The organism is Bifidobacterium apis, assembly GCF_036986835.1.
Classification (GTDB): domain Bacteria; phylum Actinomycetota; class Actinomycetes; order Actinomycetales; family Bifidobacteriaceae; genus Bombiscardovia; species Bombiscardovia apis_A.
In genome coordinates this window covers 490,465-509,043 of record NZ_BTXD01000001.1, presented here as the reverse complement: position 1 = coordinate 509,043, position 18,579 = coordinate 490,465, and the positions used below count along the sequence as shown (strand labels likewise).

General features: G+C 60.0%; 16 protein-coding genes and 1 tRNA gene. 5 read left to right on the top strand and 12 right to left on the bottom strand.

Going from position 1 to position 18,579, the window contains the following annotated elements; genetic code table 11:
* Positions 1-150: 150 nt before the first annotated feature.
* From AACP62_RS02070 to manA, 3 genes are all read right to left on the bottom strand, one after another.
* A complete protein-coding gene (locus AACP62_RS02070; protein WP_029678744.1) occupies positions 151-891 on the bottom strand; it encodes a C40 family peptidase in 741 nt (246 codons plus the stop codon).
* Positions 892-940: 49 nt separating this feature from the next.
* Entirely contained in the window at positions 941-1,852 is a 912-nt protein-coding gene (locus tag AACP62_RS02065) for a CHAP domain-containing protein (RefSeq protein ID WP_029678745.1), read from the bottom strand.
* A 293-nt stretch (positions 1,853-2,145) separates the two neighbouring features.
* Positions 2,146-3,531, bottom strand: a complete 1,386-nt coding sequence (gene manA / locus AACP62_RS02060; RefSeq protein ID WP_029678746.1) for a mannose-6-phosphate isomerase, class I — start codon at positions 3,529-3,531, stop codon at positions 2,146-2,148.
* 139 nt (positions 3,532-3,670) lie between these two features.
* Between manA and AACP62_RS02055 the strand changes: the two genes are divergently transcribed.
* Positions 3,671-3,958, top strand: coding sequence for a hypothetical protein (locus AACP62_RS02055; protein ID WP_045935671.1), 288 nt, complete (start codon positions 3,671-3,673; stop codon positions 3,956-3,958).
* Here the strand turns inward: AACP62_RS02055 and AACP62_RS02050 are convergent.
* The gene (locus tag AACP62_RS02050; RefSeq protein ID WP_339345989.1) at positions 3,891-5,141 is read right to left on the bottom strand and encodes a sensor histidine kinase; all 1,251 of its coding nucleotides are present in this window, start codon (positions 5,139-5,141) and stop codon (positions 3,891-3,893) included. The two genes, AACP62_RS02055 and AACP62_RS02050, sit on opposite strands and share 68 nt — an antisense overlap.
* A gap of 201 nt (positions 5,142-5,342) precedes the next feature.
* On the opposite strand from AACP62_RS02050, the gene phoU reads away from it, so the two are divergent.
* On the top strand, positions 5,343-6,020 hold the full coding sequence (phoU, locus tag AACP62_RS02045; RefSeq protein WP_198180375.1) for a phosphate signaling complex protein PhoU: 678 nt from the start codon (positions 5,343-5,345) through the stop codon (positions 6,018-6,020).
* Positions 6,021-6,212: 192 nt separating this feature from the next.
* On the opposite strand, the gene AACP62_RS02040 is transcribed toward phoU, so the two are convergent.
* The 4 genes from AACP62_RS02040 to lysS form a co-directional block, all read right to left on the bottom strand.
* Positions 6,213-6,953, bottom strand: coding sequence for a phosphoglyceromutase (locus AACP62_RS02040; RefSeq protein WP_024626731.1), 741 nt, complete (start codon positions 6,951-6,953; stop codon positions 6,213-6,215).
* A 67-nt stretch (positions 6,954-7,020) separates the two neighbouring features.
* Positions 7,021-7,968 carry a 1,4-dihydroxy-2-naphthoate octaprenyltransferase gene (menA, locus tag AACP62_RS02035; protein ID WP_339345988.1) on the bottom strand — a complete coding sequence of 316 codons (948 nt, stop codon included), beginning with the start codon at positions 7,966-7,968 and terminating at the stop codon, positions 7,021-7,023.
* Positions 7,969-8,034: 66 nt separating this feature from the next.
* Positions 8,035-9,015, bottom strand: a complete 981-nt coding sequence (gene menA, locus AACP62_RS02030; protein ID WP_339345986.1) for a 1,4-dihydroxy-2-naphthoate octaprenyltransferase — start codon at positions 9,013-9,015, stop codon at positions 8,035-8,037.
* Positions 9,016-9,036: 21 nt separating this feature from the next.
* A complete protein-coding gene (lysS, locus tag AACP62_RS02025; protein WP_339345985.1) occupies positions 9,037-10,665 on the bottom strand; it encodes a lysine--tRNA ligase in 1,629 nt (542 codons plus the stop codon).
* Between the two features lie 128 nt (positions 10,666-10,793).
* Between lysS and AACP62_RS02020 the strand changes: the two genes are divergently transcribed.
* Positions 10,794-10,867: transfer RNA gene (locus tag AACP62_RS02020), tRNA-Pro, on the top strand.
* A 122-nt stretch (positions 10,868-10,989) separates the two neighbouring features.
* On the opposite strand, the gene AACP62_RS02015 is transcribed toward AACP62_RS02020, so the two are convergent.
* From AACP62_RS02015 to AACP62_RS02000, 4 genes are all read right to left on the bottom strand, one after another.
* On the bottom strand, positions 10,990-11,889 hold the full coding sequence (locus AACP62_RS02015) for a ribokinase (protein ID WP_339345983.1): 900 nt from the start codon (positions 11,887-11,889) through the stop codon (positions 10,990-10,992).
* A 176-nt stretch (positions 11,890-12,065) separates the two neighbouring features.
* Positions 12,066-12,749, bottom strand: coding sequence for a ribulose-phosphate 3-epimerase (rpe, locus tag AACP62_RS02010; protein ID WP_045935676.1), 684 nt, complete (start codon positions 12,747-12,749; stop codon positions 12,066-12,068).
* Between the two features lie 12 nt (positions 12,750-12,761).
* Complete coding sequence (locus AACP62_RS02005) at positions 12,762-13,763, bottom strand: LacI family DNA-binding transcriptional regulator (RefSeq protein WP_339345978.1); 1,002 nt, start codon at positions 13,761-13,763, stop codon at positions 12,762-12,764.
* 115 nt (positions 13,764-13,878) lie between these two features.
* Entirely contained in the window at positions 13,879-15,453 is a 1,575-nt protein-coding gene (locus tag AACP62_RS02000) for a PTS transporter subunit IIC (RefSeq protein ID WP_339345977.1), read from the bottom strand.
* Between the two features lie 404 nt (positions 15,454-15,857).
* Between AACP62_RS02000 and AACP62_RS01995 the strand changes: the two genes are divergently transcribed.
* Together AACP62_RS01995 and AACP62_RS01990 are read left to right on the top strand one after the other, a co-directional pair.
* Positions 15,858-17,891, top strand: coding sequence for a DUF4037 domain-containing protein (locus AACP62_RS01995; RefSeq protein ID WP_425332897.1), 2,034 nt, complete (start codon positions 15,858-15,860; stop codon positions 17,889-17,891).
* Between the two features lie 12 nt (positions 17,892-17,903).
* Positions 17,904-18,560, top strand: a complete 657-nt coding sequence (locus tag AACP62_RS01990) for a DUF4125 family protein (RefSeq protein ID WP_339345975.1) — start codon at positions 17,904-17,906, stop codon at positions 18,558-18,560.
* Positions 18,561-18,579 lie beyond the last annotated feature (19 nt).

Genomic DNA, 18,579 nt, shown 5'->3' with positions numbered 1-18,579 from the left:
TGGCGATGACAAACCGACATCGCTCTTTCTGTCAGAATATCGCATGCAGTCCTTATCAATAAGTTGGCAGGGGCCAACACGCGAGGAACTTCGACTCTGAATATGCAAAACGCCCCCGTAGGGGCGTTGATCCTGCACAACAACTATGCCTTAGACCAGACGACGATACTCGAAATCCCGATAAAGTTTCTGAACTGTTACGGTCCGACCGGGACGCGGGGCATGAATCATGCGGCCACCGCCGACATAAATGCCCACATGGCTACCATCAGAGGTCACCAGCAGGTCACCAGGAGCAGGATCCGTGACCGGTACACCCACCGAACGTTGCGCATCGGCCGTGCGGGGCAGGCTGATGCCGAAGTGGGCGAACACATACTGGGTGAATCCAGAGCAGTCGAAGCCCGTGGCTGGATCGGTCCCGCCATACACATAAGGAATCCCCTGGAACTGAAGGGCGTAGTTGACCACATCTGCACCCGTGCCGGAGACCGGTGCATCCGTAACCGTGTTGGTGGTGCTGGCACGAGCAGCCGAACGACTGACCTGCTGCGCGGACTGACGCCGACTGGCTGCAGCCTGGGCCTGTTCTTGGGCCTGCTCTTGAGCCTGCTGGGCCCTGGCTTCAGCATCCTTCTCGGCCTGGGACTTGGTGGCAGGAACGTTCAAAGACTCAATGCCACCCCAGCTGCTGTCCTTTTCGACAGTGGTAGCCGTCGACTCGGTCAATAGATCGGCACGCACCTTGCTGCCGGGAGTGAATGAACGCGACGAAGTAACTACGGCTTCACTGCCGTCACTGGCCTGGGCCACGGCGGGTATACCGATGGAGAGCATGCCACAGATTGTGGCAGCTGCCATCATGCTCACATACTTGCGTGTTTTTTTCATCGGTCACAATTCTATCACGTATTAGGAACAAGAATGAACTAACCAAGAATCAGTAGTGGATGTAGTTGAAAGCGTGCACATTGGACAAGGTGCGGGAGTAGGTCTTTCCGTTCATGACGGCACCGCACTCCGAGGTGACAATGGAGCCGTCGGGGTTGATCTTCTCAACGATGGCCACGTGGCCGTAGGTGGAATCCGAACCCTCCTGGCCAGCCTGGAAGACCACGATGTCGCCGACATTGCGCGGCGTATTGTCCACCCAATAGCCCAGGGAGCGGGCAGAGCCGGACCAATCCTTGGCATTGCCCATGTGTGAGCCCACCGGCAGACCCAGCTGGTGACGCCGGACGTAGGCCCACCAGGTGCACTGGCTGAACTCATAGACATTGCCAGCATCTCCAGTGGCATGGTTGGGGTTGAACCCTGAAGGCAGAACCGATCGATTGGCATCCATCAGCACAGCCACGACCGGATTGTTGGCCAGGGATTTGGACATCTGTCCGGCATCGAGTTCGGATTCACCCAGCTCCCAGCTGCCCTCGTTACGTTGTGAGGCCGTCGGCAGGGGCTGACGGTAATCAGAGCGGGAGACCCTTGCACCACCATTTGAGTCAGAGGAGCCAGCAGAGGATGAAGGGGTGACCAAATTGATGGCGACACTGTCAGCCAAGGGCAGGGACCAATCCCCGCGAGCCTGACTGACCGCCATAGAGGAAGCGGCAGCACCGACCAGGACAGTCAGGGCCGAACCGGTCATGATATGGGAGCGACGGGCTGAGGCTTTTGCCGCCAGACGGATGGAACGACGGGTCCGAGGGGCCGCCTGGTTCAGCTTGGCCGCCAGAGCATCATCAAGACCCTCAATGGCCGCTGCCTGGGGTACGCCTGAAGATCGGCCGGTCGACCAACTGCCGACACCTGCGCCTCGCCTGGCAGAAGCCCTGTGCGCAGCATGCTTCATCTAGAATCACTCCCGTTTATGTTCCGACGCGACTTTCGTGCCGTATCACGAACCATCACAAGGGAACACCATAACGCAAGCGAGAACCCAGACCAAATGACCTGAATTGTCCATACTGGTGTACTCAAGCATGGCTTCGGTGGTCGCTCATCTTCGACAACCACGGAATACGCTAGGATTATACGGACATGAGGCGGACATGAGCAAACCGGCATGCGTGCCGTCGGACACGGCGTGTTCCTCGGTTTTGAACCCTGCCTGGTCCACCCTGAGCGAACCAGGCTCATGCGAGGTCAGACCGGGGTTGAAGCCAAAAGGAAGGACCCGCCGGCCTCGTCGAAATCTTGGGGCATGGTGATGTCGACACGACCATCCTCGGAGGGAATGAAGAGGGCCTGTCCCTGGTCCAGTACACAGGACTGGCCAGCAGCCGCACAACGGATCCGACCATCAGTGCAGACGATGATGCGCGGTCCTCTGCGGGGGATCATCAGGTGACGAGGCCCAAGACGCTCTATCAGATCTCCATAGCGCTGCTGAAGCCTGTTGAGCAAGGGCCAGGTGGCGCCACCCTCCTCCACATGTCCGTAGACCAGCATGTATTCGTTGATCTTGGGCCGGTAGGTCACCATATTGTGCATGATCAGGGTGGCGATCATGGAGCTGGATGGATCGATAGGAGCCGAAGGCTGGCAGTCCAGGCTGTGCAGGAGGTTGGGTATATCCCGATGCTTGGGTGTCATGCCGGCCCTGAGCACGTTGTCGGAGTTGGTCATGATCTCTGCCGCAGTGCCATGGATGTATGCGTGAGGAGTCCCGGCGGGAATATAGACCGAATCACCTTCCTCCAGGTCCACGGGATTGAGCATAAGCAAGCAGAGCACGGCGGGGTCACCCGGAAAGGCCCGGGCGGCACACAGGGCATGGTCCAGCACGGCTTCCGCCCGCCTGGACCGCAGCCGCATGGCAGCAGCCTCCAAGGCTTCCTCCAGGCCTCGGGCCGCCTCCGGCTCGGCAGTCACGGCAGCGTGGAAGGCCCGGAAGATACGTCGGCGGGAGTCGGGCCAAATCAAGGAGGAGACCGGCATCATGGCATCAGCAGAGGCGAAGCGGGCCGGAGGAACACCCAGGTGGAAGGTGCGGGCAGTCAGTGCTTCAGCCATCAGCTCGGCCAGAGGATGATCCACGGCGCGCAGGAGGGTCAGCTGCGTGGAGATGGTCGCGAAGCCTACACAGGCCTGGAAGGGCTCCAAGGCCACCACCATCTCGTTCTTGGCCAGACTGTCGTGAAAGGAGCGGCTGGGATCGTCGTCAGGCACCCCCAGGGCATTCTCACGGTTGAAACCGGCACGGGCCTCGAAATCCAGCGGATGCACCTGCAGGGACAGAGGAATACGGGCCGAGATTATCTTGAACAGGTAAGGAAGGGTGGGACCGAAGAGGCGGGAGTCACGCTCCCCCAGCATAGCCATGGGATTGCGGCGAATGGCCTCGGTCAGCGGCATGAGCGAGCCGTCTGGCAGCGTCAGAGGCGAGGGGGATTCGGTGTGCCCGCTGAACCACATTTCCGCCAAGGTATCCCCCTGGCGTTCGACTGACTCATGCAGATGGAACATGCGCTGCAGTCGGTCATGTGAGCCCCAGGCGTAGTGCTTCTCCACAGCTTGGATCGGATACACGCACTCCCCTTTCCACGGGAAATCCCTCCATGGGCCGGTGCATACGAACCCACCAATCCCCGTCATGATAAGACAAGGGCCGAAGCATGGGCAAGGCGAGGGGGTCGCAGCATGTCATTGCGAACGGTACAGTGGGGGTATGAAGCTGGCTCCCATTTTCGACCCGGATGCCCGCAGGCCATCGCCACGGCCCGTGCAGGTGGACCTGCGACGCATCTTCCTGTTCGGTACCGGTGCCTGGATTCTGGCTCTGGTCGTGGTGGGCATCCTGGCCCTGACCGGGATGACAGTCACCAAGCCCCTGATTGTCTGCCTGTCCGGGGTTGGCGTGGGCATTCTGCTGATGATCTGGGAGCACTTCAATCGTTGGGATTATCGCCGTCTTGCCCAGCAACCGGACCCTGAGCCAGAGGAAGCATCAGTGTGAAGGTGCTCCCCTCTCCCGGCGCGCTCCAGACAGTGACCGAGCCATGGTGGGTCAGAGCGACATGCTTGACGATGGCCAGCCCCAGACCGATGCCTACGGCAGTCTCTTCATTCTGGTTGTCGGCCCGGTAGAAGCGCTCGAAGATCCTGCCCTGGTCGGCCTTGGATATGCCTCTGCCGTGGTCGACCACCCTGATGATTCCGTAGCGCCCATCCTTGGAGGGCTGTGCCACCAGGGAGACGGTAGAGCCCGAAGACGAATAGGAGACAGCGTTCTCCACCAGCTTGGCCAGGGCCACTCTGATCTGTTGCCCGTCGCCATGAATCGTCAGTGGCTGGTCGCATCGCCAGCGCAGGGTCACATGGGCCTGGTCGGCTCTATCCTGCTCATCCCGTACCACTGCACGTATCTGCTCAGCAACATCAAGCACGTTCTCCCTGCTGGGTTTGATCCGCTCCTGAGCCCGGATCAGCAGAAGAAGATCCTTGAGCACATGCCCCAGATATGCGCTGTAACGCTGGACCGAGGAGGCATCCTTGGAGACGCTGCGCAGGTGGCTGCGAAGCAGTTCCGGATCATCCCCCTCCAGGTGGGAGGTGGTTTTCAGCTGCGCCGCCAGCTCCTCCAGTGCCTGGACCGGCTTGAGCATCTGCTCGGATACATTGGTCATGAAGGCGTCCCTGGTCCGAACAAACCTGACCGAATCGCTCACATCATCGATAAGCACCACCACCAGGGACTGGTCGATGCGACCCAGGGTGACCTTGAGCCAGTTCCTCCTGGACACCGCCTGGGCCTGGACACGGGTCGCATCCCCAGGATCCTCGGCCTCATCAATATCCCAATCATCGGATTCCCTGCTCTCAGCTGCGGCATCCAGAGCAAATTCGGTAGGCGTTCTAGTGATCAGGTTAAAGCTGCGTCGACCGCCCGAGCGGCGCACCTGCGCGATGGCTTCGATGATCCTCGGATTGGAGATCTCGTCGTTGCTGACGATTCCCAGCCTGTAGGCATCCGGGCTGGAGCGGACAACCTCGTCATCGCCATCAACCACAACCGTAGCGGCGGGTATCAGCGCCAACAAGGCCTGGGTCGAGCCCTCCAAAGCCTCGCCATCAGCCTGTTCGCCATCCCTGCTTCGGTTGCCCACAAGGCTGCGTAGGCGGTCCATGAACCGTCTCATAAGGACTTCCCTCCAGTCCGGCGCCGACCCCGGACACTGCTACATCAACCAAGTCTCATCGGCCGTTCCGGCTTTATTCTCGCATATCCGACAGTGATTGGCGCTCCAAAGGCCCGACATTCTTCGGGTCTGACTTTTTCTTGCCATCCTGGTCACATAGACTGGAGTCATATCGTTGACCGAGGCCGAAAGGGAAGAACAATGCGTGTGATTTTCAACGAGGAGCTGGGGCTGGTGGCCGACGATCTGGATCGGATGGCCGCCAAGGTTCGCGATGCCATCAAAAAAGCCGGGCGATCCCTGATGGACTGCGACGTGGAGACGGCCCAGGAGGTCATCGATGGGGATGCTGAGATAGACAACCTCCAGGCCAGCATCATCGATCAATGCATCAGGCTCCTGGCCAAGCAGAGCCCCGTGGCCACTGATCTGCGAGTCGTGGTCTCCACGTTGAGCCTGTCGGCGACCTTTGAACGCATGGGGGACCTGGCCAGGCACATCGCCGAGACCGCAAGGCGCTCCTATCCCGAACCGACCCTGCCCGACGAGGTCATCCCCCTGTTCAAACAGATGCAGGACTTTCTGGATGTCATGGCCGATCGTCTGGTCGAGATGCTCTCCGACAGGGACACGACCATAGCCGAACAGATCATCGTCAGCGATGACCAGATGGACAAGCTCCATCAGCAGACATTCGGCTATGCCCTCTCAGACGACTGGAAGGGAACCAGACAGCAGCTGATCGACCTGGTCCTGGTAGCACGGTTCATGGAGCGTCTGGGAGACCATGGCGTTTCGGCGGCCCGGCGCGTGGTCTACATCGTCTCGGGCTTCGACCCCTCCAAGGATCCCAAGGACCTCGACCTCGATCTGGACTGAACGAACGGCAACCGTGCGGCCCGTGACCTGACCGTCAGTCAGGTGACGGGCCGTTTTTTACTTCTCCAACGGCCAGGAATAAATACGAAAGGCGGTGCCTTCCACAAAGGGGAAAGACACCGCCCAATCAGCTTGGGATACTCTGCATCCAAAGCCCGATTCACATCATCGGATAGATCTATCCGAGGAATCTCACTTCTGGCCCTGGGCCGCCACAGCAGCAGCACCGGCTGCGGCTGCCTCCGGATCCAGGTACTCGCCGCGAGGCTTGATGGGCTTGAAGTTCTCGTCCAGCTCGTAGACCAGTGGGATGGCCGTGGGGATGTTGACCTTGGCGATCTCGTCCTCAGTCAGGTTGTCGAGCATCTTGACGATGGCCCTCAGGGAGTTGCCGTGGGCGGCAATCAGGACGGTCTTGCCGGTCTTGAGCTCAGGAACAATATCGCTCTCCCAGTAGGGGGTGACGCGCTTGACCACGTTGGCCAGCGCTTCGGCGCGGGGCACAGGGGCTCCGGCATACCGAGGGTCATGGGACTGCGAGTATTCGTCGTCAGGATCGATCTCGGGCGGCGGGGTGGCATAGGAACGACGCCAGAGCATGAACTTCTCGTCGCCGTACTTCTCGCGGATCTCGGTCTTGTTCTTGCCCTGCAGAGCCCCGTAGTGACGCTCGTTCAGCCTCCAGTCGCGCTTGACGGGGATCCAAAGGCGGTCAGCCTCGTCCAGGGCGATGTTGGCGGTGTTGATGGCGCGGCGCAGCAGCGAGGTGAAGACGATGTCGGGCAGAACACCCTTATCCTTGAGCAGCTTGCCGCCCTTACGGGCCTCCTGCTCGCCCTGCTCGGTCAGCGGGACGTCCACCCAGCCGGTGAACTGATTGGTGTTGTTCCATGCGCTCTGGCCGTGCCTGAGCAATACTAGTTTGTAGGTCATAGTGAAAATTCTAAGACCTAAGAGGGACTGTTTGGCGGACCTACGGCTCCCCCTGTAGAGCGGCCACTCAGAGCAGGCAGACACCCAGCCAGCAGAACCCTGTCAGCAGATCCGTATAGCCCGATAGCGCGAACGCCTTGCTGAACCGCTTCCGACAGCTGGCTACTGTGGTGGCGATGGCCAGGGCCAGGACGGGCAGCAGGCAGAGCAGGCGGGGCCAGGCGTCCGCAAGGGAGCCGCCGGACAGGGACCACGACTCGAACACGCCCAGAATCACAGCCAGGGCATAGCAGGACCCCATCAGAATCAGCGTGCCTTTGGCTCCGATGAATGAAGACAGCGTGTACTTGCCGGCCAGAGGATCCGCATCGATGTCCCGATAGTTGTTGATCTCCAGAACGGGAATGCAGATAAGACCGCCAACCAAAGCGCCGATGAAGCCATGGCGGTCGATGCCGCCGGTCTCCAGGTACTGGGTGGCCAGCACACCCACCAGGCCGAAGAAGATCATGATGCTCAGCTCGCCCATGGCCCTATAGCCGTAAGGGTGTTTGCCTCCCGTGTAAAACCAGGCTCCCAGCAGACAGAAGATGCCAACCAGGATCATCCACCAGTGGCCGGTCACCCAGCAGAGGATCAGTCCGGACAGGCAGGCCATAAGGATGTTGAGATAGGCGGACAGCAGGACCTTGCGAGGTTCCACACCACCGGCCACCCCACGTCTAGGCAGATCGGGCACCGAGCCGTCAGCGCCGGCGCCCGAAAGGCTGCTGCGGCCTTCGTCAGTACCTCTGATGCCGTCAAAGTAGTCATTGGCCAGATTGCAGGTGCTGTGGATGAACACAGCCGTCAGACAGCATAGGAGGGCGATCAGCCAGAAGCGCGCACCCGGACCCAGCCCTTGGTTGAACAGCTGCCGGAGGGCCACCGCCGTGCCGATCAGCACCGGCGTGGGCGAGCAGAGCAGGGCCGAGGGCCGCAGTGCGTCCTTGTATTCCCGAAGTGTGATGAACATGATTGCCTGATTATCCACCAAATCGCTCGAAAGTCGGACTGCCTTCTTATGAGGGTATCAGGATTTTCACAGCTGCAGGAGCAGGCCCGCCGACCAGCATAGGGCGGAGACCAGGGTACCCTTGCCTGCCATGCCGAAGGCCTTGGGCACCTGGCCACGGGCAAAGGCTCGACAGATCAGCAGAAAGACAGCGGCCACAGGCAGGAGGACCAGCACAAGAGGGAAGCCGGGCAGGCCACGCCTCATGACAGCCGGGACGAACTGGATCAGACCCAGAACCAGGCTCAGGATGTAGACCAGGTAAATGGAAATAGCCGCTGCGCGCGCCCCCACCAGAACCGCATATGTGTGCTTGCCGGATCGGCGGTCGTCATCCAGGTCCCGGTAATTGTTGAGCATGAGCAGGCCCACGGCATTGAGCCCGCAGACGCAGGCACCCAGGATACCGGCGGTATCAACCCTATTAATGAGAAAATACTCGGTGCCCAGGGTGGCCACCAGACCGAAGAAGATGAATACGCTGACCTCGCCCAGCCCGTGGTAGCCATATGGATGCGGGCCACCCACGTAACACCAGCCGGCGACCAGGCAGCAGACCCCGACCAGGATCATCCACCAGTGACCGGTCAATGCCATGACGGCCAGACCCATCAGACAGGTGAAGGCCGCCGAGATCATGGTGGCGTACAGCACCTTCCTGGGTGGCACGCCGGCGGCCACCAGACGTCTGGGCCTGCCGGAGGCGGCCTCCTCGCCTCCACGGCCGGAGTCGGTGCCGCGAACACCATCGGCGTAGTCGTTGGCGAAGTTGGCTGCGATCTGCATGGACAGGGCGAGCAGGACCAACAAGACCACGATCAGAGCCAGCCGTCCCGGCGTGGCCGCCTGCAGGGCAGGGTCGGCAGGCGTGGGCGAGCAGGAGCTGGTGCACTGTTCCAACAGCCGTGACCGCTCCAGGACTGCAGCCGAAGCGCCCACGCAGACAGGCGCCACCGATGCAGGCAGCGTCCTGGGACGCATACCATCCATCCAAAGCCTGATATTCATGACCGTCCCTCCCCTGTTATCTCAGACCAGCGGCTTGACCAGGGGGAAGGTGATGGTCTCGCGGATGGATGCACCGGTAAGGGCGATCAGCAGACGATCGATGCCCATGCCCATGCCGCCTGCGGGAGGCATGCCCACGCCCAGGGCCTCAAGGAAGTCCTCGTCAATGTCCATGGCCTCGACATCGCCGCGGCTGGCCATCTTGGCCTGCTCGACGAACCGCTGCCGCTGGACCACCGGATCGTTGAGCTCCGAATAGCCCGTGGCCAGTTCGAACCCGCGCACGTAAAGGTCCCACTTCTCGACCACGCCCGGCTTGGTGCGGTGGGCCTTGACCAGGGGCGAGGTCTCGACCGGAAAATCACGCACGAAGGTCGGCTCGTACAGCTTGTCCTGCCAGAAGTGCTCCCAGAGGTGCTCGACCAGCTTGCCGTGGTTCTCGGCCGGCTCCTCCTCCAGGCCCAGTTTGTCAGCAATGGTCCGGAGATGGTCCACGCTGGTCTGCGGGGTGATCTCCTCGCCCAGGGATTCGGAAAGGGACTCATACATGCTGATCTGACGCCAATCGCCGCCGAAGTCGTATTGGCTGCCATCCTTCAGGGTCACCGTCAGCGAACCTGCCGTGGCCATGGCCGCCTTCTGAATCAGCTCCTTGGTCAGCTCTCCGATGGTGTCATAGGTGCCGTAGGCCTGATAGGCCTCCAGCATGGTGAACTCCGGGGCATGGGTGGCATCCACGCCCTCATTGCGAAAGTCGCGGTTGATCTCGAAGACCCGCTCAATGCCGCCGACCAGGCAGCGCTTGAGGAAGAGCTCAGGGGCGATGCGCAGGTAGAGGTCGATGTCGAAGGCGTTCATATGCGTGGTGAATGGCCGGGCCGCGGCGCCGCCATGCACGGTCTGAAGCATGGGGGTCTCGACCTCCATGAAGTCGTGGTCCTCGAAGGTACGCCTCAGGGAGGAGACGGCCTTGGAACGGCGGCGGACCATGGCCCGCACATCCTCATCGGCGATCATGGCCAGGTAGGGCTTGCGGGTGCGCTGTTCCTCGGTCAGTTCCTTGTGAAGGGCGGGCAGGGGCTGCAGGGCCTTGGCCGCGATGTTCCACTCAGTGGCGAAGACGGAGAGTTCCCCGGTCTTGGAGGCGACCACACGGCCACGCAGGTAGAGGTGGTCGCCCAAGTCGACCAACTGCTTGAAGCGCTTGAGAGAATCAGCGCCGATCTCACGCTTGGAAACCATGCCCTGGATGCGCGTGCCGTCGCCTGCCGCCAGCTGGACGAAGCAGAGGCCGCCGCCGTTGCGCAGGAATAGGACCCTGCCGGCGATGCCAACCACATCCTCGGTCTCCTGGCCAGGCTCAAGGCGGTCCTGATACTTACGGCGCACATCCTCAATGCGATTGGTCACATCCAGATGGACCGGGTAGGGCTCAATGCCCTCCTTGAGCATGAGAGCCCTCTTGGCCACACGCATGCGCACCTGTTCGGGATGGCCTTCAGCGCTGTCCGTCAGGTTGCCGGGATCAATGGCGTCATCCAACTGGGCGCCCTGATCGATCTTCTCCGTGATGGCCATATCCTGGTCGAGCAGCGCCTGAGCACGCTCGACCGTAGTCAGACGAGGGGTTTCTTCCGATGAGTCATTCATAAACTGCTATTTTACGCATGAGCCGGTACTTGGCCCCGGGTACCGTCGACCGGCAAGCGGTTGAGCGGTCGCGCCGCGCAGACGATGGCGTTTGGCCGACGGTACGTGTACTATATAGAACGTTGTCACGGGGTATAGCGCAGCTTGGTAGCGCGCTTCGTTCGGGACGAAGAGGCCGGGGGTTCAAATCCCCCTACCCCGACAAATGCGATAAGAGGCCGGCAGATAATGCCGGCCTCTTCCTTATCCCTCTTAATTGTCTTACCGCATTTTTCACTGCGGGTGATTACTCGTCAAACTGCATGCAGCTGTGCTTGACTTCGGTCAGCTCATATCGGCCAAGGTGGGGAAGACCTGATGGTTGCCCACACGACTGACCTTGATGGCGGCCGCCTTGTTGGCAAAATTCACCGCCTTCAGAAAATCCCCATGCTGGGCATAGTTGACCGCAAGGGCGCCGGCAAACACATCACCGGCACAGACGGAGTCCAGTGCGTGGACCTTGACTGAGTCGATTTCGTAGATCTCCCCCTCATGCAAAACCACGCTCCCATCGGCACCCAGCTTGACGATGACGGTCTTCGGCCCCATGCCGCCTATGGCTTTGGCAGCCTTGACCGCCTCCACCTTGTCGGTCACATGAATACCGGTGATCCGCTCGGTCTCCTGCTGGTTGGGCGTGACACAATCAGCATAGGCGAGCGCCTCGGGAAAGAAGCCGTCAGCCGGAGCGGGATCAAGGATGATGTACATGCCCTTGCGTCTGCCGGCCTTCAAAGCAGCCAGAACGGACTCGCGACTGGTCTCCAGCTGCATAAGCAGAACCGGAGCCTCCATCTGATCCAAGGCTGTATCCACTTCTGCGGCCGTGATGGTGTCATTGGCGCCAAGGGTTCCCACCATGGTGTTCTCGGAGGTCTGATCGACCTGGACGATGAATGTTCCGGTCCCCTCATTGCCATTGCGCATGACGAACTGGGTATCGACTCCCCAATCGCTTAAATTGTCAAGCATCTGCTTGCCTGCGCCGTCCTCACCGACCGCGCCCAGCATGGCCACCTTGCCTCCCAACTTGGCTGCAGCCACGGCCTGATTCGAACCCTTCCCGCCCGGCAGCATGGTGATGCTCCTTGCTGTTGCCGTATCCCCGCGTCTGGGATAGCTGGTCACCAGGGCCTTGACATCCAGATTGATGCTGCCCAGTACTATGACGTCATAATGCATGATAATCTCCTCAAAATAGGTATGAATTTGCCGCTATCAGGCAAGGCTTCGCCTCACGCAGCGGCTCTCGGCCTTAGCGTGTGATGTGTTTTACAACTGGTTTGGGCTCAGTCGGCAAGCATGCTGATGCACAATAATCGGCTCATCAGTAACCGATCGAGAACAAGAAACGGATGTCAGACCTCTTGCGGGCCCACCGCCTCCTTGAAGAGTTCGCGCGTGGCACGGACATTCTCAGCCAGGCTGCGGCCTTCGCGGAATATGGCGCTGGTGCCTCCGATGAATCTGGTGGCTCCTCTGCGCACACATTCAGGAATGGTCTGCCGGCCGATGTTCCCATCCACCTCAATGGGGATATTCATGCCTCTGTTGCGGATTCGATCGGCCAAATCACTGATTTTGCCGTACATGGGCTCGATGAATCGCTGCCCTGCGAAGCCGGGATTGACCGTCATCAGAATCACATAATCCGTGACGTCGTATACGTAGTCCAACACGTCCAGCGGCGTGGCCGGACTGATGGCCACACCGGCCTTGAGACCTGCCTTATGGATTGCCGTCAGAGTCCCCTGCAGGTTTCTGGTGGACTCTGCATGAATGGCGATTCCGGAAGCCCCGGCCAGAGCGAACATGTCAATATAGCGTTCCGGCCGCTCCACCATCATGTGCAGATCCAGCGGCTTGTCGGTAATGGCCCGCACCTTGTGTACGAAGTCGGGACCAAGGGTGAAGTTCGGAACGAACGATCCGTCCATCACATCGATATGGTAGAAATCAACACCCGCCGCATCGAGCTCCCTGACATCACGTTCCAGATTGCCCAGATCGGCGCACATGAGCGATGGCCCTATTTCCAGCATTACATCTCCTATTTACGCGCCCCTTGTCTGTGAGCTGTCACGAATGACAAGGTGCGGTTCGATTGAACGTTTCTGCGGCTTCCCCTTGCTGGACACTGTGCTTTCGAACAAATCCATGATTTGCTCGCCTATGTCCTCGGGAAGCTGATTGACCGTGCTCAGACGCGGCACGGAATATTCAGCCAGTTCAATGTCGTCATAGCCAAAGACCCGCATATCCCGGGGTATCCGGATTCCCAGGTCGGTACAGGCTCTCATGGCTCCGATGGCCAGAATGTCATCAGAGCAGAAGATGCCATCCACAGACCCCGGGTGATCCTCCAGGAAACCCTTTGCTGCCTGGTATCCGCCGGCCAGGGAGAAGGAAGTCGTCAGTTTGGCAACCGGCTTGGCCCCTGCCTCGGTGATCGCCTTCAGGTACCCGGCATACCGATCCTCAGAGCTTTTTTCCTGCTCAGGTCCCGATATGAACATGAGATGACTGCAGGAACCCTGTTGGATCAGATACCTGGTGGCCTTGTACCCTCCCGCTCGGTGGTCCACATATAAGGCCGAATACGGATGCGAGAAACATGCCCGGTCCATCGTGAGCGTGAAGATTCCCAGGTTGTTGAGCTTGGTCAGATCTTCTTCATCAACAAACAAGGAGCTGATGATGGCCCCGCGGACTCGGATGCCCTCCATAAACCGCAGATAATAATTGACCTTATCGCGTTCATCCCTGCTGTTGCATAGATATATATGGAGTCCTCGCCGGTCTGCGGCCTGTTCTATCCTCCCTGACAAATCAGCAAAGTAGGGATTGCCCAGGTCGGGAACCAAGAGAGCGACCAAATCCGATGACTGCTCGGACAGGGTCCTTGCCACGAAGTTCGGCTGATATCCAAGCTTTTTGACTATGGCGTTGACCTTGCTTACCGTCGCATCGCTGGCCCCTCCTTTCTTGTTGAGAATGCGCGACACGGTTGCTGTGGAAACACCGCTCAGCTCCGCAATATCCCTAATCGTCACCATCAGTCGATCCTTATATCTTTGCGATGGAGGGCCCTGCATGGGATGGATTCCCTGGGCCTAACCGGTTACTTCAGGTTAAACCGGAGACGTGATTTCAGCGAGGTTTCCAGGACTTCTATAGACCGGAGGTATCACCCCCGACTCCAGCTCCTTCCGGCTCGCCTGAGCGCCTGCCGGCAGGAGGCAAAGAAGGTGATGAAGTTTCCTCGGCTGCGGCGACTCCACTCTGTGTGGCAACCGAACCAGCCCTTGGGTCGGCATCGAGCTGGTCAACAGCAACCGAACCGACACTGATTCCTGTCGCCGCCTCCCTGCGAAGCCTCCTGATATACCAGGCAAAAAGTGCAATGTAAGCCAGCAGAGCCAGCAGAGCCAGACCGATGGTTTTCAAATCGAGGGTACGAACCGCATTGCCGATCAGCATGGCCAGCATCTTCTCCAGCGGATCTGAATCCACGGCCGAGAACATCTCGTTCTTGCCCAGCCCGGCGGGGAAGACTCCCATGGCCTTCGAAGTCTGGGTCAGGAAGGGCGATATCAGGCTTGCGGCCCAAAGGAAGAGGGGAATCATGATGGTTCCTATCAGGGTCATTCTCACCACCTTGCCCCTGGCTCCGATAAGGAGCGAGGGCGCCAGTACGGTGAGGATGATCCCTCCGAGAGGCAATACCGAATTGCCGGGAAGAATCATGGCAATCAGGAGCAGGATGGGAGCCAGGATGTTGGCCACAGCCCAGAGTTCGGCCCGGGATGCCAGGATGGGCCAATCAATGGCGATATACAGCTTGCGTCCCTTCATGCGACGCTCCATGAAAGAGGTGACCCCCTGGGATAGGGGACCGATAGCGGGAGCGAACCAGTCCCCTACGACTCCGAAAAGCTCCAGGCAGACACCGGAGGAGAATGCCAGTGCGCAGATATGGGCGGCATCCTGGCGACCCAGAAGACCCACGAATACGCCCAAATATGCGCCTATGGCCCCCTTGCTTCCCAGGAATCCGATCTTCTTGTTCAGGGTCTCGGCATCGAAGTCGAACCGATCGATGAAAGGCAGGACCTTGCTGATCAGACGATCGAGGAGGACAACCACTGGAGTCACAAGCAGGGCAGGGTGAGCCGTGGTGGTGATGTTGTCCTGATCGTAGCCAAGCAGATCATCAATGGTGGGCTTCATGGCATCAGCGTTGAAGAGCATCAAGGCGTAGATGAAGACCACGAAAACGGACATGAGGAAGAAGTTCCCGCCGGCGCTCCAGTTGATGAGAAGGCCGAGTATGGATACATTCCAGATGTTGAACAGATCGACGTTCAGGGTGTTGGTGAGTTTCAAGGCCAGCATGACCAGGTTGGTCACGATGCAGATAAGAGCGAAATAGAGCGTGTACAACGAGCTCCAGGTAATGACGGCGATGGGTGCCCAGCCCAGATCCGTGACCGACAGCTGAAGGCCGGTATAACGCACGAAAGCCTTGAGAGCCGGACTGAAGGTGTTGGTCAACAGCCCAATGACCGCACTCATGCCGGTCAGGGCCATGGCCATTCTCAAACCGCCTTCAAACGCCTTGGACAGTTTGACGCCGAAGGCCAGCGACAACAGGGTGATGATGAAGAACATCATGGCCGCGCCGCCCAGACCTATGAACCAATTGAAACCATGGTCCAGGGCCTGCACAACTGAATCGAGATTCATGGTGCTGCAATACCTCCTTGTACGACAACGATTGCGTAACCGGTTACTCAAAGTCTTATACCATTCGTCGCGATTGTGCAAGCAGACGCTTGGCAAAAATGCCAATCACGACAGGCTCAGCACTTTATTTTTCATTGTCATTGCAGCGTTTTATGGATATTCAGGAAATCGCGACACCATTTGGACAAACCGTCGTTTCCGCCTTTGACGTCATTGCTTATCCCGCTAGATTACGAAACCGATTACTCTTCGTCCACGGATAACCGATGTCACTGACTGTGAGCAAACCGACCCGGACCCGCAGTTCCCCGCAGAAGTTCAAGCCGTAGAATGGATATGAATAATCGACGCATCGTATAATCGCGTGCATCACGATTCCATCATTGATGACGAGCGGAGGCCACATGGACGAGGTCGGTTGGCAGGACAGCAAGCCGAAAGAGCCTCAACAGTCCTACATGCAACCGGACGGCAGCTTCGGCACCCAAGCCTTCCTGGACGGACTGGATGCCATCTTCAACGCCGGCAAGGCCCGTGATCAGGCCGAACCCTACCTGCAGCAGGCGCTGGTGGATGCGGAGAATGCGGGCGACGACGCCGGACTGCTGACCGTGCTGAACGAAACCATGGGCTTCTACCGGTCCCAGGGCCGCCACCGGGAGAATATGTGGATGATCCAGCGCGCCATCGAACTGGCCTCGCGCATGCGCATCGAGGGGTCCGAGGCCTGGACGACCACCCTGATCAATGCGGCCACAGGTCTGCGGGCGGCCAAGAAGTACGACCAGGCCGAAGACCTCTACCGGCAGGCGCTTGCCTCCGCAGCCAAAACCCTTGGGCCCAAGGACCGGCGGCTGGCCGCCCTGCACAACAACCTGTCCATGCTCTACAGCGAAACCGACCGGCCCGACCAGGCCGAGCAGGAGCTGCGCCAGGCCATGGACATCCTGGAGACTTCCAGTACTGATCCTTCCCGGGATCTGGATCTGGCCTCCACCCACACCAATCTTGCCCTCCTGCTCATGCAACGCAAGGACAATCCGCAGGCTCTGCGAGAGGCCTGGGACCAGGCCCGCACAGCCCTGGACATCTATCGAACCGGCCACCTGGAAAATAGCGCACACTATGCCTCGGCCCTGGCTGGCTTTGCCCAGGTCTGCTACATGACCGGGCGCTTCGGCCAGTCGGCGGACACCTACCGAAGGGCCCTGGCCATCATCGAGGACCGGTACGGCAAGGGCAGCGACTATTACCAGATCACCAAGGCCAATCTGGACCAGGCCCAGGCCGCCGCCGAAGAAGCCGGGGACAAGGACCAATCCAAGCAGGCCGACGAAGCAGCATCCAGCCAGCCGAAAGCCAGCTCAGATCGGACCCCGGCCAGAAATCACAGCAGTGACAACGATCGGCATGGCTCCCATCCGGATATTCAGGGATTGGACCTGGCCAAGGCCTACTGGGAGCAGGTGGGCCGTCCCATGCTGGAGGAACGCTACCCCCAATATAGCGGCCGGATCGCCGTAGGCCTGATGGGCCATGGATCGGACTGCTACGGCTTTGACGATGCCATCTCCCGGGATCATGATTTCGGCCCCGGCTTCTGCCTGTGGCTGACCAGCGAGGATTATCGGGCCATCGGCGACCAGCTGCAGAAGGACTACGAGGCCCTGCCCACCGAATTCATGGGGTTCGGTTCGAGAACCGACAGCGTCAGAGCCAAGGGAGCCAACCGCCGCGTGGGCGTCTTCGAGATCGGCGCCTTCTTCGAATCCCTGACCGGCTACCGTCAGGCTCCCCCGGAAGATCACCCACACGAGTGGCTGCTCCTGGACGAGGCCACGCTGGCGGCTGCCACCAATGGCAGGATTTTCGCCGATCCTTTGGGACAGATGCTGGCCACCCGGCAGGGGTTCAAGGCCATGCCCGACGATGTGCGCTTCTGCCTAATCTCCCGCCGGCTGGGCATGATCGCCCAGGCTGGCCAGTACAACCTGCCTCGGAGCCTGCAGCGGGGCGACGGGGCTGCAGCCATGCTGTCAATCAACGAATTCATCAAGGCCTGCGCCTCCCTGATCTTCCTGATCAACAATCCGCTGACCGTCGGGTATCTGCCCTATTACAAGTGGACCTTCGCGGCCCTGCGGCGGCTGAGCGCACGAATGGCCACCAGGCTGGCCGACCTGACCGAGCAGCTGGAGGACATCCTGCGCCTGGCATCGGCTGCCTGCTACGGAGGGCAAGGCTTCGGCGAGGGCGGCAAGGGAGCCCGGCCGGCCGCCGAACGCGTCACCAAGCTTGTGGAGTCCATCTGTGCAAGAATCGTGGAAGAGTTGCAGGCGGAGGGCTTGACCAACAGCCCGGAAACCTTCCTGGAGTGGCAGCGCCCCTATGTCGAGGCCCACATCTCCAGCGACAATCCGGTTCTGCACAGCATCTGAAAGGAGCCAAGGATGGCTAACGACGAGCAATGTCAGGATGAGGAATCCCTGCGCGAGCGGATCGTCCGCCACGAATGGGAGCAGTTCCAACAGGTCAACAACGAGGGTGGTCCAGCCAACTGTCAGGGCAACTGGCCCATGTTCCACCAGATGCGTCTGAGCCAGTTTCTGACCTGGCCGCACCCCCTACTGACCAGCTATGCGGACGACCTGGACCAGGCCGACAAAACGGGGCGCAACCTGTTGACCGAGAAGTACGGGCGGATGATGGAGTCCACAGCCCCGGACCAGTACCACAGCAGCATCGCCCCCTACCTGCCCAGGCTGGGCCTGGAGCGCCAGGAGCGCCAGGAGCGCATCATCGACCGACAGGTGGCCTGGGCCAAGGACTTCCGCGAGCGCTACCCCCGCCTGGGCCAGGAGATGCGGGTCCTGCGCACCAGCGAGGACACGCCGGAGACCACCTCCTTCGAGACCTACCTGCGTGGGGAACTGGGCACCTATTCGGCACAGACGCTGGATCTTTACCAGTCCATGGTGGACCGGATCGCGGCCCGGGGCGGCAACCTTACCGAGGAAACCATCCTGGCCACGGTGCAAATGAATGGCTTTGAGACCCTGGACGAAGCCGAGCAGGCCCAGGACAGAGCACCTGAACCACAATCATGAGGCCCATCTGACCAACCAG

Bases quoted from the DNA above. Each gene is read 5' to 3' on its own strand.
- AACP62_RS02070 (WP_029678744.1), bottom strand. From the start codon at position 891: ATGAAAAAAACACGCAAGTATGTGAGCATGATGGCAGCTGCCACAATC.
- AACP62_RS02065 (WP_029678745.1), bottom strand. From the start codon at position 1,852: ATGAAGCATGCTGCGCACAGGGCTTCTGCCAGGCGAGGCGCAGGTGTC.
- AACP62_RS02055 (WP_045935671.1), top strand. From the start codon at position 3,671: ATGAAGCTGGCTCCCATTTTCGACCCGGATGCCCGCAGGCCATCGCCA.
- AACP62_RS02050 (WP_339345989.1), bottom strand. From the start codon at position 5,141: ATGAGACGGTTCATGGACCGCCTACGCAGCCTTGTGGGCAACCGAAGC.
- phoU (WP_198180375.1), top strand. From the start codon at position 5,343: ATGCGTGTGATTTTCAACGAGGAGCTGGGGCTGGTGGCCGACGATCTG.
- AACP62_RS02040 (WP_024626731.1), bottom strand. From the start codon at position 6,953: ATGACCTACAAACTAGTATTGCTCAGGCACGGCCAGAGCGCATGGAAC.
- menA (WP_339345988.1), bottom strand. From the start codon at position 7,968: ATGTTCATCACACTTCGGGAATACAAGGACGCACTGCGGCCCTCGGCC.
- menA (WP_339345986.1), bottom strand. From the start codon at position 9,015: ATGAATATCAGGCTTTGGATGGATGGTATGCGTCCCAGGACGCTGCCT.
- lysS (WP_339345985.1), bottom strand. From the start codon at position 10,665: ATGAATGACTCATCGGAAGAAACCCCTCGTCTGACTACGGTCGAGCGT.
- AACP62_RS02015 (WP_339345983.1), bottom strand. From the start codon at position 11,889: ATGCATTATGACGTCATAGTACTGGGCAGCATCAATCTGGATGTCAAG.
- rpe (WP_045935676.1), bottom strand. From the start codon at position 12,749: ATGCTGGAAATAGGGCCATCGCTCATGTGCGCCGATCTGGGCAATCTG.
- AACP62_RS02005 (WP_339345978.1), bottom strand. From the start codon at position 13,763: ATGGTGACGATTAGGGATATTGCGGAGCTGAGCGGTGTTTCCACAGCA.
- AACP62_RS02000 (WP_339345977.1), bottom strand. From the start codon at position 15,453: ATGAATCTCGATTCAGTTGTGCAGGCCCTGGACCATGGTTTCAATTGG.
- AACP62_RS01995 (WP_425332897.1), top strand. From the start codon at position 15,858: ATGGACGAGGTCGGTTGGCAGGACAGCAAGCCGAAAGAGCCTCAACAG.
- AACP62_RS01990 (WP_339345975.1), top strand. From the start codon at position 17,904: ATGGCTAACGACGAGCAATGTCAGGATGAGGAATCCCTGCGCGAGCGG.